This window comes from Thermosynechococcus sp. B3 (genome assembly GCF_030323045.1).
Classification (GTDB): Bacteria; Cyanobacteriota; Cyanobacteriia; order Thermosynechococcales; family Thermosynechococcaceae; genus Thermosynechococcus.
The window spans coordinates 1,818,653-1,834,249 of sequence record NZ_CP097584.1 but is presented as its reverse complement, the minus strand read 5'-3'; the positions used below and the strand labels follow the sequence as shown (position 1 = coordinate 1,834,249).

Below are 15,597 nucleotides of genomic sequence, written 5' to 3'. Positions count from 1 at the left end.
CGCTGGGAAGCAATGTCTAGGGAACTTGCCAAATGCGTTGGTGATAACTGGGCAAGTGATCCAAGTCCACGGTTGATCCATGGTGATGGTGATGCCCCCCGTGATCATGGCTGTGGGAGGGGTGCTCATGATCCTGATGATGGTGGTGATGATGGCTATGGCCTGCCACCAAGCGGAATTTGCAGGCTTCACAGTTCATGGCCACCTGCCCCGTATGGGTTTCAATTTCCCGCTGCCGCGTGAGATAAAATAGTTGCGGATGCAGGCCAATTTCCGGTAGGTTCACGTATTCAACACTGGGATAGGCAGCTTGGGCTTCTGCGGTAAGGGTATAGATTTTCTTGACTAATGCCCCTGTAAACATGAAGTGGGGCAGGACAATGACGCGGCGGGGCTGGTAAAGATTCGCCCGCCCAAATCCTTCGGGTAGGCGGGGATGGGTAATGCCAATAAAGCAGACCTCAACGGTTTTGTAGCCACTGCCTTCCCAGAGCATGCGGGCTAGCTTAAAGACATCGCCATTGGCATCGGGATCACTGGAGCCGCGTCCCACCACTAGGAGAACGGTTTCTTCGCGGCCAATGCCTTGGGGATTAAATTCTGGTGAGTCCAAGCGTTCAAGGCGCGATCGCCACAGGGTTAAAATTTCGGGGGCAATGCCATAGTGGCGGCCATAGTGATAGCGCAATTGCGGAAACGCCCGCCGTGCCCAATCCAACTCATTGGTGACATCAAACTTATTGTGGCGAGCAGCAAAGAGTAAAACTGGCAGCACTGACAAGTCTGTATGACCTGCAGCAACACACCGGCTGAGCACATCAAAAATCGAGGGTTCCGTTAACTCCAGAAAACAGGGAAAAACAGGCCGGCAGGGATCCAGTTGATAATAGGCTTGGGCAAAGTCCAAAAATGCTTGGCGACCTTCCGGATCGCGCGTCCCATGACCGACGAGTAAAAGCGGTCGAGATTGGGGGAGAGGGGGTAAATCGAGGCTAAAACCGAGGGGATTGAGAATGGAATCGTTGAGCGTAACAACCACGTTGAAACTCCATGCCCGTGCGACGCAGGCAAACAGAGTGAACCACAGCAAGTAGGCATTCTGGCTGAGGGGGGTTCCCCATCACAGCTGCGGCACAGCACCAGACTTGCACTGGATTTTCCCTACAGGCTGCTCTTCACAGTGAACGTTGCCAATTGTAACGAGATTCTCAGACCCCTGTCTATGCGGGGGGTGGGCACATTAGGGACTTATAGCGCCGCAGCATCGAGAACGCCAATGGTCTGGTTGTAGATGGCTTGAGCTTCTTCGGGGGTGTTGCCAATGCTGACGAGTCCCAGCTTACCAAATTCCGAGAGTGCCCCCATGAGGTGAAAGACAGTGCCCGTTTCGGTGCTGGAATCAAAGTGGAGATGGTAGCGGGCAATCATATCTAAGAGATCATTGGGCAGGAGGCCGCGATAGTGGGGTTGGCAGAGGTTATCGGAGGCAATGTAATACTTGGGACGGCGGTGCTTGCTGTAAAACAGTCCAGAGGCTAGCTCATAGTGGCCATCGGTGAGAAACTTTAGGGTCATGAAGGGGTGCGTGGTACCACCCTTGCGCAGGTTAATTTCAATGGCGTAAAGCTCCCACCCTGCTGTTGTCTGGGTGGCAACAACGTCCACACCAAAACAGCCGATCACCCCCTGCTGTGCCAAGTACGTCCCTACCTTTTGCCCCAATTCTTGGAGTTGTTGGCGATAATCGGCATGGGCAGGAAATTCACAGCCAATGAAAATTTGACCTGTGGGGGCATTGAGTAACTGCTCATGGGTGGAGACAATTTCAACACTGCCTTTGGGGGTAATGCAGCCTTGGACACTGGGCGATCGCTTGACAGCACCTTCCACAAAGGCTTCGACAATCCCCCCCAGATCCATAAACCGCTGCCGATAGGAGAGCCAAGTTTCATTAGGCGCCTGAAAGACCATCTCCTCTAGGCTATTTTCAATCCGTTGTAGATGATCGGGGGTGTGTGGGCTGCCAAGGGGGCGCAGTGGGCGCAGATCAAGAAGAGCATTGCCTTCTCCGGAAAAAGCCTCATTGAGTTTCACCACTACCCGTTGCAGTTCAGGAGATTTCTCTTGGAGGTGAGCGATCGCGCGCACCAGTTCCGGTACCCTCTGCAAAAAACCGCTGCCCATCGGATGGGGAATGCCTGCAGCCGCAAAAAGTTCCCGACTGCCCGCCTTGGTTCCCCAGTAGAGGAGGTCGGGATCCGTCGAGTAGAGGGGAATGCCTAAGCGTACCGCCAGTTCCCGCTCCAAAGGGGTGGAGTTAAAACACACCATGTAGGCTTGGTTGGGACGCAGGGCTTGACGAATACGCTCCAAAAGGCGAGGCCGCTCTAAAATTTTCGCAGTCAAGGGTTTATCGGAGCGATCGTAGGTGGCCAGCAGCAGCAGGCGATCGCGGGCATGGGAACTGGGTACGCCGGGGAGTAAATCCAGATAATAGTCAATAATGCTGGGGTGCAGCGGCTGGGACGTCACGTAGATCATGCGGGTACGCGGATTCCGCAACTGGATCAGCGTATAGAGTTGCCGCTCCTCGTAGTGGGTGTAGCCGGTGATCTTGGCCAGCTCCGGTTGGGGAAAGCTCAGGGAAGGCACCACCACAATATCGCGCTCAATACCGCCGGGACCCTTGGGCAGTTCAGGAATAAACGTTTCTGTCCCGTCCCAGCACTCCAAGAGTCGCGTTTGCAGTTGGCGGAATTCCTCAGCAATTGACATCAAAACGCCCCTATGCCCTTGTCCCTAGTTTAGGGAGTTTGAGTCGCACTCATCGCTTGGGGGTCATCTTGTTCAAACTTTCTTTACTGAGGAACGGTACTTCGTTTGCTCAGCTTCAATAGCCAACAAACTAAGGTTTGCCATCAAGTTCAATGTACCTGACATGCACCTGAGCGGGGCGCAGAACAAAGGGATTTTGCCACTTGCCGGCAGGACTGGGGTACGTTTTTTCGGGATAGGAGAGCAAATCGCTGTAAACGGCGCTTAATTCAATGGGAATACCTGCTGGCACATTAGTCATCTTAAAGGTACATTGACCATCCTGAGCACCAGCGGCAGGACCAGTAGCAAATACCTTGATGGGCGGTAAATTTTGCGGTTTAGCAACAACTCGAATCGCTGAGCAGGCAGCCGGTGCAACATTGCCCATTTGATCGCCAAAAAAAATGCGGCCTTGCAGCGTTGCCGTGGGTAGAGCCAAAGCTCCGCTAGTTTGAGTGAGTGTCCCAGTGAGCAGTAGCAAGGTGGAAAGAGATAAGCGTTTCATGATGTGGCTCACGCTCCAGAGAAGGGGTGATGATTCAATCTTGGCGGAGCCTAGGAAGAATCCCAGTGAAGGCGATCACAGGATGGATGAGAACCGCAGCACAAAACATGAAGCTCACACCACCTGCTGACGCGCGGAGGGGAGAGTGCAGGCTAAACATGTTCAAATTTGGGCATCAGTGTCCCTTGGTGTAGAGATTGTTTCTTGGTGAACGTAGCGCGCTCCAGCAAACACCTCACGGGTGGTGCGGCTATACCAATTGCGAAATGAGGGTCGCTTGAGAACGGGGCGCGTCCAGTGACTGCCGCCCTTGAGGACAAAATGCTCGCCATCAAAGTAGGGCGCAGAATACCCCCGGTAGGGATAGCTCTGGAACCCCGGATAGGGGGCAAAGGGACTTTGCGTCCACTCCCAGACGTAGCCCTGATTCAAGAGTCCCTGCTGAGCAGCAATTTCCCATTCCCGTTCACTGGGGAGACGTTTGCCTTGGAAATGGCCATAGGCTTCGGCTTCGTAGAAACTAAGTCCCCACATGGGTAAGTCTAGGTTCTCAGGAATCGGGTAAAACGGTGAGGCAATTTCCTCTGCCTCTCGCCATTCCCAACCACTGCTGGACCACCATTCCCGCCGCTGATAACCACCCGCTTCCACAAAGGTGAGAAATTCCCGCCAGGTCAGCGGTGCCGCATCAATCGTAAAAGGAAGTAGTTCGACACTCTGGACTGGCTGCTCGTTATCAAGGGCTAAGAGGTCTTCACTGCCAATGACATACCCCCCAGCGGGAATCCGTTGGTGATCCTGTGGCAGCGATAGGTTAGGGGGTAATGTGGTCACAATCCCCTGCATCGCCAGCACCATTTGCATCGTTTCACTGTGTTGGGCTTCATGCTGCAAAATCCACCACCAGAGGCGGAGTTCTCGTTGCCACTGCTCGTCGCCAAGGCTGTAGAGGCGATCGCCCGTCTTTTGGCGAATCTCTGCTAAGTAGTCAAGTAGCTGGCCACGCGGCGGTAGATGCTGTCGTTCGGCCTTGGGGCGGCCATCGGCGGCATACCAATAGCGATCGCGATCGCTCACCCCTGAGGATTCTGGCAACAGCCAAAAGGCTTCTGTGTAGCCAATGTGTCCCAAATGCCATCCCACAGGGCTATAGAGGGGATGGGGCTGCGCACAAAGGACGGCCTCGCTCAACTCAGCCACAAGTTGGAGTGTAAATTGCCGCTGGTTCTGAAAGGCTTGCCAAAAAGTTCCCCGATCCAAGGGATTAAAAGGCACTGATATCTCAGAAGGCGTAAATTTCTGGTTCACTCTGCAAACTCATCAACAGCAATTTATTTTCCGGTAAAAGATACCACTCCGTTTGCTGATCTACCGGCTCTGAGGTGAGCTGAATTTTCTCGGCATCCTGACTCCAGTACAGGGTGGGGGGTGGTGTGCCCCGCGCACAGCGGGTGGCGAGAATATAGACGCCATCAGTCAGAATCATGGCGGCACTAACACTGGTACGCGCTGCCTGCGCTAGGGAAAAAACAATTTGCAGTGTTTGCCGCAGTACCATCAACGGTGACAGTTGCGGATTTAAGACCAATTCATTGCAGAAGAGGGCAAACAGGTGCTCAGAGTCTGTAGAGCCTTCAACAATGTTGTAACAAATATCCGACAGGCGATCGCGCATGGGGCGGTAGAGGGTTTGGCGAAAGTTCTCGATAAAGCCATTGTGCACCCCCAGCCAGCGTCCCCAGCGAAAGGGCTGCGTATTCGTCATTTGCACGGGTTGACCCGGTGTGGCACTGCGGACATTGGCCAAAAAACAGGCAGATTCAATGTAGCGGCTTAAATGCTCAGTAAAGTTAATATCATGCCACATGGGCATCGTTTGCCGATAAAGAAAGGGGGGCACATCTTGGCGGGCAGCATACCAGCCCACCCCAAAGCCATCGGCATTTAAGAGTCCCGCCGTCATTTCGCGGGGTTGATAACTTTGCACCAACAGGGAATGGGGAGCATCCACCAAGGCATGGGCAAGGGACGTTTTGCGCCCCATATAGGCATAAAGACGGCACATAAATTAACATGTAAGTTTGATAGGAATACCTTACCCCCGATTCTAACTTTCAGCAAAGGATTTTTCAGGGCGCTATATCCAGTTTGAGAGCTGGCAGTAAAGCTTGCTAGAGTGTAGAGAAAAAAGGTTATCTGCAATCAATGAACCCAACGGATTCCCTAGAGGATGATTTTCCTGACGTCGAAGCCATTGTGCCCCCTGAGCAGTCCCAAGCCTTGGGGCGATCGCAAATTCAGCGCACCCTTGTCATTACGGAAACGGCCTTCCTTGCCAGTACCGCTGCCCTGCTGTGGGTGATTAACTTTTATTTGCCCATTGGTCCAGTCTTGCGCCTGTTTTTTCCGATTCCCATCGCCCTCGTTTATTTACGCTGGAATCGCCGCGCCGCTTGGATGGCGGCCATTGTCAGTGCATTGCTCCTTTCTGTGTTGATGGGGCCACCCCGCAGTCTGCAATTTCTCTTGCCCCACGGCATGATGGGGGTCATTTTTGGCGGCTGTTGGGCCAAAAAAGAAGGCTGGGGACGTTCCATCCTCAGTGGCGCAGTGATTGGCACCGCAGGATTTTTCTTTCAGATTAGCCTTGTGTCCATTCTGCTCGGGGAAAACCTCTGGATTTACTTCAATCAGCAGGTCACGAATTTCATTGATTGGGTACTGGTCAATCTGAATTTGCTGCTGGAGCCAACGGTGACCCTGATCCAAGTTGTGGCACTGCTACTTGTCTTTTTCCAGTCCACGGTGTATGCCTTAGTGGTGCATATTTTGGCATGGACACTGTTGGAGCGATTGGGCAATCCGATTCCAGATCCGCCCCCGTGGCTGCGCACGATCCTTGAAGACCCCCGCTAGATCCTTTCGAGACAGCGGCGCTGATAGAGGGCTTGGGGGGTGGCACTGCCGGTACAAAACAGCACGGTTTTCAATTCCTCAAGGATAAAATCAATGCGTTGCGCAAGTGTCTCCTCTGATTGATGGGCGGCCTGCAAAAAGGGGCGCGCTAAACCGGCAAGACTAGCACCGAGGGCAAGGGCCTTGGCCACATCAATGCCATTTTGAAGTCCGCCAGAGGCAATTAGGGGCGTATCTGGTAGGGCAGGATGAATTTGCTCCAAGCACTGCGCCGTAGGCATGCCCCATTCGGCAAAGGCTGCTCCGAGGTACTGCTGACGCCCATCCTGAGCACGCGCCGCTTCCACCTTGGCCCAAGAGGTTCCCCCTGCCCCCGCCACGTCAATAGCGGCTACACCCACCTCCACGAGTTGCTTGGCCACGTCGGCACTGATACCATTGCCCACTTCCTTCACAATTACAGGCACCGGTAGGGCACGGCAGAGAACACCAATTTTCGTCAACAGTCCCTTGAAGTTGCGATCGCCCCCCGTTTGGACGGCCTCTTGTAGGGGATTGAGGTGCAAAATCAAGGCATTCGCCTCTAGGAGATCAATAATCTTTTGGCATTCATTGACGCCACAGCCATAGTTCAACTGCACCGCGCCAAGATTGGCTAAGAGGGGGATAGTGGGTGCCTCTTGACGAATGGCAAACGTGATCGCCACCTCTGGATGCTCCAGCAGCACTCGCTGGGAACCGACACCCATGGCAATTCCCTTTTGTTGCGCCACCCGGGCTAAGCGGCGATTGATGTCTCCCGCTTGGGGGGTGCCACCGGTCATGGAGGAAATCAGCAGGGGGGCAGCGAGTCGCCAGCCCAAAAACTCGACGCTCAGATCAATCTCGGCAAAGTCCAGTTCGGGCAGGGCACAATGGCGAAAGCGATACTTCTCGAAACCGGTGGTGATTTCTTGATGACTGACATCACCTTGAATACAAAGCTCGAGGTGCTCCGCCTTGCGCTGCTCAATGGGACTGCTCACCACTCGTGTTCCTAAAGTTAGGCTGCACCAACATTATAGAAGGCAGCTCAGGGAGCATCCCTATCGGCATTAACGGAAAACCGTCGGCACTCTCAACCCCGCTGCCAACAATTTCAGGCCATTGGCTGCTGCATCGCGGTAACGCAACTGACCGCAGAGAATTTGCCCCATCCGTTGCAGGGCGCTGGGACGTTTGATGGCCACTTCATAGGCCATGTGGGGCATCTGATAAAAAAGAGTCGCTAGACGTTTTGCCCAGACCATATCTGCTCCCCACGCCTGTTGGACTTGACGGGAATAGTCTGCGAGAGCCTCTGGAACACCATTGAGGGCGCGATCGATGGCTTGGGCAGCCAACATGCCGGTCAACAGCGAGGGACGAATGCCTTCGGCAGTAAACGGATCAACGATACAGGCGGCTTCCCCGGCAAGGAGGGCATTTTGGGTGTGCAGGCGCTGGTGCCGCTGCCAACAGTAGAGGGGGTGGCCATAGACCTTGACTTGACTGAAATCAACGCCAAAGGTTTCAGCATATGCTGCCCCGATCGCCCTCAGATTTTGCTTGCGTTTTAGGGAAAACGTGCCCACACCAATCGAGTAGCCCTCCCGTTTAGGAAAGTTCCAAATGTAGCCATTGTGAACGCGACCAAAGTCAAAGTGGGCTGCCCTCAGGGCATGATTGGGCATGGCTGCTTCAACCTCAATGGCTGCTCCTATACGCTGCTGACGATGTTGGAAGCCCAACCACTTGGCCATTGAACCTTTGGCACCATCACAGCCAATTAAATACTGCGCTGTGAAATCCCCCTTGGGCGTATGCACCTGCCAGCGATCGCCCCCCCACGTTAGACCTATAACGGGAGTTTGAGCCGCTACCTGCGCCCCCTGTTGCTGGGCCTGTTGAATCAGAAAATTATCAAAGACATCGCGGCGCACCATCCACACCGCTTGCTCTGGGGGCAGTTCTAGCACTTGCGCTTCCCCACCCTGCCACGTACAGACCATTTGCGTCAGCTTCAGCGAGATAGCAGGAGTAAAGTCAAAGTCAAACCAAGCTTGCACTTGGGGCGACACACCTCCCCCACAGGGCTTGTAGCGGGGCAGAGCTTCCTTTTCCAGAACCAACACCCGCCGGCCTCGCCTAGCCAAGTGATAGGCAGCTGCACCGCCCGCAGGGCCTGAACCAACAACAATGCAGTCGTACACCACAGGGTCACTCCTCAGTTGCTTTGCACAGATGCTCAAAAAATAACAAAAATCACCTAAGAGAAGCTGATCTGACTGGATTCGTAGTCGGGGGGTTCGACGTGGATGACAATGCGAGCCGGTCCATAGCGGTCTTGGAGCAGAGCTTCAATTTGCTCGGTAATGTCATGGGCCGTGGGAATATCTTCCGCCTCGACAATTAAGTGCATCTCAATAAACACTTGCCGTCCCACCATTCCCCGCGAGCTAATGTCATGGCAATTAACCACACCGGGCACGGTCATCACTAGCTCATGGATGGCTTCGGGGGCGATCGCCATCTCATCCACCAGCCAAGGAATGTTGCTTTTGAGGACTTCCCACGCACTCCAAAACACAAGGGCCGCGACGGGAAATGCCAACACCACATCCAACCAGGCCCAGTTGAAGGTCCACACCCCAATCAGCCCCAAAAGAACAATAATCGTTGTCCAGACATCGCTCAGGGTATGCTTGGCATCAGCAATGAGCACGGAATTATTCAGCTTGCGCCCCATGTGGTGTTCATAGAGAGTAAGGCCGATATTCATGCCAAGGACAAGGACCACAATCCACAGTTCTGCCCCTGTGATCGTCACGGCACTGCTTTTATGCAGCAGGCGCTCAACCGCACTTTGTAAAATCTCAAAGCACACCATGCCCAGAAAGGCGGCAATCCCCAATGCACCGAGGGCTTCAAACTTTTGGTGACCGTAGGGATGGTCGCGATCGGGATGGGGGTTAGCCCACTGCATGGCCACTAAGCCCAGTATGCTACTCCCGGCATCGGTCAAACTATGCAGGGCATCGGCTTGTAAACTCAATGAGTGACTGAGAACACCAACAATGGCTTTAATGGCCGTCAGGGCAACATTGACCCCTAGCGCCAAGAACAATACCCGCTGGGCTTGTCGGCGGTGGTCGGCCACGGTGCTCACCTAACTGAGTGAACTTAAGGATTGGCTGTCTGGGGAGGACGCGCTGATTGGGTGTTGCGTCGCTCCACTAGGATGCGTTCATTGAGAACCGCTAGCGCCCGTGTAAATTGAGGATCACGATCGGTGGCAATGTCATCGCGCGTCAGTTGTTCCCGCTGCTGCTCCGTGAGGGTGACTTCAATATCGGGTTCAATGCCCTTCTTGTTAATATCGCGACCACTGGGGGTAAAGTATTTGGCGATCGTTACCGCAATCCCTGCCCCTTCCCCCACGGGCTGGACGGACTGCACCAAGCCTTTCCCAAAGGTGCGTGTTCCCACCAACACGGCACGGCCATTATCCTGTAGGGCACCTGCGAGGATTTCGCTGGCGCTGGCCGAGCCGCCATCAATGAGAACCACAAGGGGCTTATTGGTCAAGAAGCCGCGACCGGCGCGTAAGCGTTCTGCTTCCCCTTGGCGATTGACCGTAGAGACAATATCGCCCTGCGGTAGAAACATGCGGGCAATTTCAGCACTGGCAAAGAGTAGGCCACCCGGATTGGAGCGTAAATCCAAAACATAGCCTTCAACGCCTTGCTTCTCTAACTCCCGAATGGCGGCGCGCATTTCTGCTGCTGCATTGGAGCTAAAGGTGACAAGGCGAATATAGCCGACAGGGCCTTGGGGAGTTTGGCGTAGGCTGAAGCGAACAGGATGAATTTCAATGCGGGCACGGGTGATCTCATAATTCAAGATTTGATCGCCCCGCTGGATCGTCAGGCGCACTTTTGTATTCACAGGGCCACGGATCATGCTGACAGCTTGGTTGAGATCCATGCCCTTGGTGGATTTGCCATCAATTTTCAGGATCACATCCTTGGCCATTAAACCCATCTCAGCGGCGGGACTCCCTTCAATGGGGGAAACCACGGTGATTTCTTTGGTCTTTTCGTCCTGGGTAATGGTGATACCTACCCCTGTGAGTTCACCAGAGGTTTCAATTTGCATAGAGCGAAACTGCTCCGGATCCATAAAGCGGGTGTAGGGATCATTGAGCTTCTCGAGCATTTCCCGTGCTGCCTTGTAAGCATCCTCGGGTTTGGTGTAGTTTCGAGAGAGAAATTCCCGCCGCACGGCACGCCAGTCATTGCCATTGAAGGTGGCATCAACGTATTCGCGGTCAATGACCTGCCACACTTCATCCACCAGTTCCTTAGGACTTTGGCGAAAACCTGCTAGGCTACGGGACCAGTGCAGACCCGCACCCGTGACAGCAACTAATGCCGTCATAACCACTGTCGTACTGACAACGAGCGTGCGGTGTGTGATGCCCATATGATTCGTCCTAAATTGTCGATCCTTTAGCCTACGCCCAATCTAGCACAAAGACTTGCCTTGGCCGTTGGCGATCGCAGGCTAAATTTTCCGACGCTCAGCAGGCTCCAAAAGTGCCTAGACCCCCAGTTGCTGGCGAATGCAGTAGTTCACACTTTCATCGAGAACCCGCTGTGCCCGCTGTTGGCGAGGAGATTGCGGTTGACCGCCGTTGGGATCAAGGGTTTGAAAATCAGTGTAGCTCAATCGCTGTTGAATGTAGTTGATGGAGCACTGACAAATGTTACCCATCATTGAACGGGGCACAAGGGGAGCCGATCGGCGGCCACGCTCGATGCAGGTATCCATAAAACTATTCACCGCCACTGGGGGGTAGGGTTGGGAAATGGCCCCTGCTGGCAGCGTCAGGCTAGTGGCTAAGCTGCTACTAATTAGGATTAAAGAGAATAATTTCATAAGTAATAGGCGCTTACACTAAAACATCCTCGTCATACCCTAGGACGCCCTTTTTCATGCAAAAAGTTTCAATCAATAAAGGCGCGATCGTAGGCTGCATTGGAACCCACGAGCATTGAGCCAATCCCCGAATCGGTAAAAATTTCCAGTAATAGGGCGTGGGGCACCCGGCCATCAATAATGTGCGCTGCTTTCACCCCTTGAGCGAGCGATCGCACGCAACAGGTGACTTTCGGAATCATCCCCCCAGAGACAACCCCCTCTTTAATGAGTTGCCGCGCTTCGGCAATATCAAGGCGATAAATGAGAGTACTAGGGTCGCGATAATCCCGTAAAATACCTGCGGTATCCGTCAGTAAAATCAGCTTCTCAGCCCCCAAAGCCGCCGCAATCTCGCCAGCAACAGTATCAGCATTGATGTTGTAGGCTTGCCCAGTATCATCGGCAGCCACACTGGAGATGACGGGAATATACCCCTTCTCCACTAGTGCCGTAATCACGCGGGTATCCACCCCCTGTACTTCACCGACAAAGCCGATGCTATCTTCCCCTTGGGCGCGGGCACGAATCAGGTTGCCATCTTTGCCGCACAGCCCCACTGCTTTACCACCCGCCTGATTGATCAGGGTGACAATTTCCTTGTTGACCCGACCCACCAAGACCATCTCCACCACATCCATCGTTGCGGCATCGGTGACGCGCAGCCCATTTTTGAATTGGGGTTCAATGTTGAGTTTGCCAAGCCAAGTATTGATTTCTGGGCCACCGCCATGAACCACCACAGGGCGAATCCCCACATAGGAGAGAAAGACAATATCGCGAATCACGGAATCCTTGAGCTGTTCTTCCTTCATGGCGGCACCGCCGTATTTGACCACAAAGGTGCGCCCGGCAAAGGCTTGGAGATAGGGCAGGGCTTCACTGAGAACACGAACGCGATCGCTATCGCTGAGCATAGAGTTTTCTTTTGTCCGTCTAAAAACCTAAGCAGGGATCAATGGGGGGCTGAGCAGAGGGGGGATCTTTCTCAGCAGCAACTGCTAAGCGGGCAGCCAACCCTGCCGCAGAATCGCGAATCAGCGACCAAATCAATGGCGCCAGCCACCCCCGCAACATCACTGAGCAAGAAATCTGACTCCCACAGACCGTTGATTCTAAACGATAGGTTACCCGTTCCTCTACCCCCGGCAAGACCAAAATGCGAATACTCAACAGTTTTCCCGGTGATACCCGTTCGACAAAAATCTGAATCGGCCACGGAATCCAACGGGTCATGGCTTGGAAAATAAACCCCGGCTTGGGTACGAGTCCGTAGGGCACATTCGTGCGCAAAATCAAGGGATGCCACGACACATCGGCCAAATTCACCACTTTGCGCCAGATCAAATCCACCGATGCAGAGCTAAGGGCTTGATAGGTGCCTGCCAACGGCCAGCTGTAGGTCATTTGCTGTTTTTTCTTTTGTTGACGACGGCGATCGGCCACAGTCTCGTTACCCTGCTATTCCTGACGATTTGGACACCACGAAAGAATAAATAATCGTCTGAACCCTTGATTGATCCAAGAGCCTTATCTATATTAGAACGGAATTTTCCGAGCAGGAGTTTCGTAACTCTGTGTAACGATTATTTTTCTAAACGCACGGCATACCACTGAAGGTAGCCACCATTGGGTAATTGCAGTTCACAACCCGTTGTCAGGAGGTAGTGGGCACGACTTTCCACATCGGGCAAAGCAAGCAGATCCGGCGTTAGGGCAACCTCGGTTCCTGTTAGATACTCCACCAGCTTGGCCTGTAGCTCCATCGGCGTGAGAAAGACTTCATTGCTGGCACTGGATTCGAGGACAACGTACATTTCTTCAGTGAACATAGCGAATGCGGTTAAGTTGACATTGATTACATTGGAAATTATCCGCGCAGCAACGCTCGGCCTTTACTGGGCTGGCAGTGCAAACATCTGTACAGCATAGACTTCTCCGCGTGCTGTATTCAAAGCAATGCCAAAGCCAAAGCGGGTAAATTCAGGCCGCAGGATATTTTGGCGGTGCCCCTCACTATACATCCAGCCTTTTTGGAAGCGCTCAATCAGCTTATAGTTGAGCACCAAGCCGGGGGTGCCCTTCTGCTCCATGATATTTTCACCGACGCCACCGCGTCCCCCCAAGGCGATAAAGCGATCCATTGGGGATTGCCCATCGGGATTGGTATGGCTAAAGTATTGGCGTTTGAGCATATCTTCGGCGTGGCGTTGTGCTGCCTCTGTGAGTAATTCATCGGCAACAAGGGGCGGCAGTCCATTGAGCTGGCGATCGCGATTCACCAATTGCAGGGCAAAGGCTCGTATTTCCGCAAGGGAGCGTTTTGGCTGAGCAGCAATGACATCCACCTGTGGAGCACCAATTTGCCAATCTTGCCCCCCTTGGCCATTGTTCAAGTAAAAATACTCCTTGGCCGCTGCAAGGGCAATGCCGAGCATTAAGGTGACGTACAAGAAGACCTGTAGGCGTTGTTGATTGAGGTGGCGGCCAGCCATGGCTGCGAAGCTTGTTAATCTATTGTCAGTCTATTGCCAGTGTACGCGAGCAAGTGCGGAATCCCCTACATTTTCTGCCATTGCCCTCAGCTGGTTTTCCACAGTACTGTAAACAATGGCTTGAAGCCTGCTAAGTTTGCAGTCCCTCAATCATGACCTCCAAGTTACTAAAGGATAGCCACCCATGGCAAAATTAGTCGCATTTCATGAAGAGTCCCGGCGATCGCTCGAACGCGGAATTAATGCCCTTGCCGATGCCGTGAAAATTACCCTTGGCCCCAAAGGGCGCAACGTGGTGCTTGAGAAAAAGTATGGCGCACCGCAAATTGTTAACGATGGCGTGACGATCGCCAAGGAAATCGAACTGGAAGATGCCTACGAAAATACTGGTGCCCAACTGATTCGGGAAGTGGCCGCCAAAACCAATGATGTCGTCGGCGATGGCACAACAACAGCGACCCTCCTTGCCCAAGCCCTGATCCGTGAAGGCCTGAAAAACGTGGCTGCCGGTGCTAACCCCATTGCCCTCAAGCGCGGTATGGAAAAAGCGATCAAAACCATTGTCGAGGGCATTGCCGAAGTGGCCAAACCTGTTGAAGGGGACATGATTGCCCAAGTGGCCACCGTCTCTGCCGGTAATGACCCCGAAGTGGGAGCCATGATTGGTGAAGCCATGGCCAAAGTCGGCAAAGATGGCGTGATCACCATTGAAGAATCGAAATCCCTGAATACAGAAATGGAAATTGTTGAGGGGATGCAGTTTGATCGCGGCTACATTTCGCCCTACTTTGTCACCGATCCAGAGCGGATGATTGTTCAACTCAACAATGCCTATCTGCTGTTGACGGACAAAAAAATTACCAGCATCCAAGACCTGATTCCCACCCTAGAAAGAGTGGCTCGCAGTGGTCGTCCCCTCGTGATCATTGCTGAAGATGTAGAAGGCGAAGCCCTCGCCACATTGGTGGTGAATAAACTGCGGGGCGTCCTCAATGTGGTTGCCGTGAAAGCCCCAGCCTTTGGCGAACGGCGCAAAGCGATGCTCCAAGACATTGCCATTCTCACGGGCGGTCAAGTCATTTCTGAGGAAGTGGGACTGACCCTAGATGATGTGGAAATCACCATGCTGGGAGAAGCCGCCTCCGTCACTGTGACCAAAGACACGACCACCCTGGTGTCGGAGAAGGGCAATAAAGCCGATATTGAAAAGCGGGTCGAGCAGCTCAAGAAGCAGTTGGCCGAAACCGACTCCGAATACGACAAAGAAAAGCTGCAAGAGCGCATTGCCAAGCTCGTGGGCGGCGTAGCGGTGATCAAAGTAGGAGCTGCCACCGAAACGGAATTGAAGGATCGCAAACTCCGCCTCGAAGATGCCCTCAATGCCACCAAAGCGGCAGTGGCTGAAGGGATTGTGCCCGGCGGTGGTGTGACCTTGCTTCACTTGGCCAGTCGCATTGATGCCCTGCTGCCTAGCCTCAGTCCCGAGGAACAAACAGGGGCACGCATTGTTGCCAGTGCCTTGGCAGCGCCAGTGGCTCAAATTGCTGACAATGCTGGTGTCGAAGGAGCCGTAGTCGTCGAGAATGTCCGTGCCGGTGACTTTAACTATGGCTTTAATGCTGCAACGGGCACCTATGAAGATCTCGTGAGTGCGGGCATTATTGACCCTGCCAAAGTCGTACGCTCTGCCCTGCAAAATGCTGGTTCGATCGCCGGCATGGTACTGACGACAGAAGCCCTTGTGGTCGAAAAACCGGAACCGAAACCGGCAGCTCCTGCGGATGGCGGTATGGGGGGCATGGGCGGCATGATGTAGGCTTACTGCCCCAATAGTTTGCTAGGTTCTCTCCTCTCTAACTGGGGGGA

The 15,597-nt window shown here is 53.6% G+C and carries 16 protein-coding genes and 1 riboswitch; of the genes, 2 read left to right on the top strand and 14 right to left on the bottom strand.

Annotated features, from left to right (window positions below; genetic code table 11):
* Positions 1-16: 16 nt before the first annotated feature.
* The 5 genes from M0646_RS09120 to egtC form a co-directional block, all read right to left on the bottom strand.
* Complete coding sequence (locus tag M0646_RS09120; RefSeq protein ID WP_286649560.1) at positions 17-1,039, bottom strand: sirohydrochlorin chelatase; 1,023 nt, start codon at positions 1,037-1,039, stop codon at positions 17-19.
* A gap of 32 nt (positions 1,040-1,071) precedes the next feature.
* Positions 1,072-1,213, bottom strand: a riboswitch (cobalamin riboswitch).
* A gap of 35 nt (positions 1,214-1,248) precedes the next feature.
* Positions 1,249-2,775, bottom strand: a complete 1,527-nt coding sequence (locus tag M0646_RS09115; protein WP_286649559.1) for a peptide ligase PGM1-related protein — start codon at positions 2,773-2,775, stop codon at positions 1,249-1,251.
* A 130-nt stretch (positions 2,776-2,905) separates the two neighbouring features.
* A complete protein-coding gene (locus M0646_RS09110) occupies positions 2,906-3,322 on the bottom strand; it encodes a hypothetical protein (protein WP_286649558.1) in 417 nt (138 codons plus the stop codon).
* Positions 3,323-3,484: 162 nt separating this feature from the next.
* Complete coding sequence (locus M0646_RS09105) at positions 3,485-4,597, bottom strand: SUMF1/EgtB/PvdO family nonheme iron enzyme (protein ID WP_286649557.1); 1,113 nt, start codon at positions 4,595-4,597, stop codon at positions 3,485-3,487.
* A 7-nt stretch (positions 4,598-4,604) separates the two neighbouring features.
* Positions 4,605-5,387, bottom strand: a complete 783-nt coding sequence (gene egtC / locus M0646_RS09100) for an ergothioneine biosynthesis protein EgtC (protein WP_149820127.1) — start codon at positions 5,385-5,387, stop codon at positions 4,605-4,607.
* 140 nt (positions 5,388-5,527) lie between these two features.
* Here egtC and M0646_RS09095 point away from each other — a divergent pair, with 140 nt between their 5' ends.
* A complete protein-coding gene (locus M0646_RS09095; protein WP_149820125.1) occupies positions 5,528-6,238 on the top strand; it encodes a DUF2232 domain-containing protein in 711 nt (236 codons plus the stop codon).
* Here M0646_RS09095 and fni read toward each other — a convergent pair.
* The 9 genes from fni to M0646_RS09050 all read right to left on the bottom strand — a co-directional run bounded on the left by fni (position 6,235) and on the right by M0646_RS09050 (position 13,731).
* A complete protein-coding gene (gene fni / locus M0646_RS09090) occupies positions 6,235-7,263 on the bottom strand; it encodes a type 2 isopentenyl-diphosphate Delta-isomerase (protein ID WP_286625433.1) in 1,029 nt (342 codons plus the stop codon). The two genes, M0646_RS09095 and fni, sit on opposite strands and share 4 nt — an antisense overlap.
* Positions 7,264-7,332: 69 nt before the next feature.
* Complete coding sequence (locus tag M0646_RS09085) at positions 7,333-8,469, bottom strand: geranylgeranyl reductase family protein (protein ID WP_286649999.1); 1,137 nt, start codon at positions 8,467-8,469, stop codon at positions 7,333-7,335.
* A 56-nt stretch (positions 8,470-8,525) separates the two neighbouring features.
* Entirely contained in the window at positions 8,526-9,416 is an 891-nt protein-coding gene (locus M0646_RS09080; RefSeq protein ID WP_286649556.1) for a cation diffusion facilitator family transporter, read from the bottom strand.
* A gap of 23 nt (positions 9,417-9,439) precedes the next feature.
* Positions 9,440-10,741 carry a carboxyl-terminal processing protease CtpC gene (gene ctpC / locus M0646_RS09075; RefSeq protein WP_286625427.1) on the bottom strand — a complete coding sequence of 434 codons (1,302 nt, stop codon included), beginning with the start codon at positions 10,739-10,741 and terminating at the stop codon, positions 9,440-9,442.
* A gap of 117 nt (positions 10,742-10,858) precedes the next feature.
* Complete coding sequence (locus M0646_RS09070; RefSeq protein WP_190278045.1) at positions 10,859-11,197, bottom strand: hypothetical protein; 339 nt, start codon at positions 11,195-11,197, stop codon at positions 10,859-10,861.
* A gap of 68 nt (positions 11,198-11,265) precedes the next feature.
* Positions 11,266-12,153 carry an acetylglutamate kinase gene (gene argB, locus M0646_RS09065; RefSeq protein ID WP_149820119.1) on the bottom strand — a complete coding sequence of 296 codons (888 nt, stop codon included), beginning with the start codon at positions 12,151-12,153 and terminating at the stop codon, positions 11,266-11,268.
* A gap of 19 nt (positions 12,154-12,172) precedes the next feature.
* Complete coding sequence (locus M0646_RS09060) at positions 12,173-12,643, bottom strand: SRPBCC family protein (RefSeq protein ID WP_190278334.1); 471 nt, start codon at positions 12,641-12,643, stop codon at positions 12,173-12,175.
* A gap of 179 nt (positions 12,644-12,822) precedes the next feature.
* Positions 12,823-13,068 carry a chlororespiratory reduction protein 7 gene (locus tag M0646_RS09055; protein ID WP_149820114.1) on the bottom strand — a complete coding sequence of 82 codons (246 nt, stop codon included), beginning with the start codon at positions 13,066-13,068 and terminating at the stop codon, positions 12,823-12,825.
* Positions 13,069-13,131: 63 nt separating this feature from the next.
* On the bottom strand, positions 13,132-13,731 hold the full coding sequence (locus M0646_RS09050) for a CAP domain-containing protein (RefSeq protein ID WP_286625425.1): 600 nt from the start codon (positions 13,729-13,731) through the stop codon (positions 13,132-13,134).
* Positions 13,732-13,915: 184 nt separating this feature from the next.
* On the opposite strand from M0646_RS09050, the gene groL reads away from it, so the two are divergent.
* Complete coding sequence (gene groL, locus M0646_RS09045) at positions 13,916-15,547, top strand: chaperonin GroEL (RefSeq protein ID WP_286625424.1); 1,632 nt, start codon at positions 13,916-13,918, stop codon at positions 15,545-15,547.
* Positions 15,548-15,597: the final 50 nt, after the last annotated feature.

Bases quoted from the DNA above. Each gene is read 5' to 3' on its own strand.
- M0646_RS09115 (WP_286649559.1), bottom strand. From the start codon at position 2,775: ATGTCAATTGCTGAGGAATTCCGCCAACTGCAAACGCGACTCTTGGAG.
- M0646_RS09110 (WP_286649558.1), bottom strand. From the start codon at position 3,322: ATGAAACGCTTATCTCTTTCCACCTTGCTACTGCTCACTGGGACACTC.
- egtC (WP_149820127.1), bottom strand. From the start codon at position 5,387: ATGTGCCGTCTTTATGCCTATATGGGGCGCAAAACGTCCCTTGCCCAT.
- M0646_RS09095 (WP_149820125.1), top strand. From the start codon at position 5,528: ATGAACCCAACGGATTCCCTAGAGGATGATTTTCCTGACGTCGAAGCC.
- ctpC (WP_286625427.1), bottom strand. From the start codon at position 10,741: ATGGGCATCACACACCGCACGCTCGTTGTCAGTACGACAGTGGTTATG.
- M0646_RS09070 (WP_190278045.1), bottom strand. From the start codon at position 11,197: ATGAAATTATTCTCTTTAATCCTAATTAGTAGCAGCTTAGCCACTAGC.
- argB (WP_149820119.1), bottom strand. From the start codon at position 12,153: ATGCTCAGCGATAGCGATCGCGTTCGTGTTCTCAGTGAAGCCCTGCCC.
- M0646_RS09060 (WP_190278334.1), bottom strand. From the start codon at position 12,643: ATGACCTACAGCTGGCCGTTGGCAGGCACCTATCAAGCCCTTAGCTCT.
- M0646_RS09055 (WP_149820114.1), bottom strand. From the start codon at position 13,068: ATGTTCACTGAAGAAATGTACGTTGTCCTCGAATCCAGTGCCAGCAAT.
- M0646_RS09050 (WP_286625425.1), bottom strand. From the start codon at position 13,731: ATGGCTGGCCGCCACCTCAATCAACAACGCCTACAGGTCTTCTTGTAC.
- groL (WP_286625424.1), top strand. From the start codon at position 13,916: ATGGCAAAATTAGTCGCATTTCATGAAGAGTCCCGGCGATCGCTCGAA.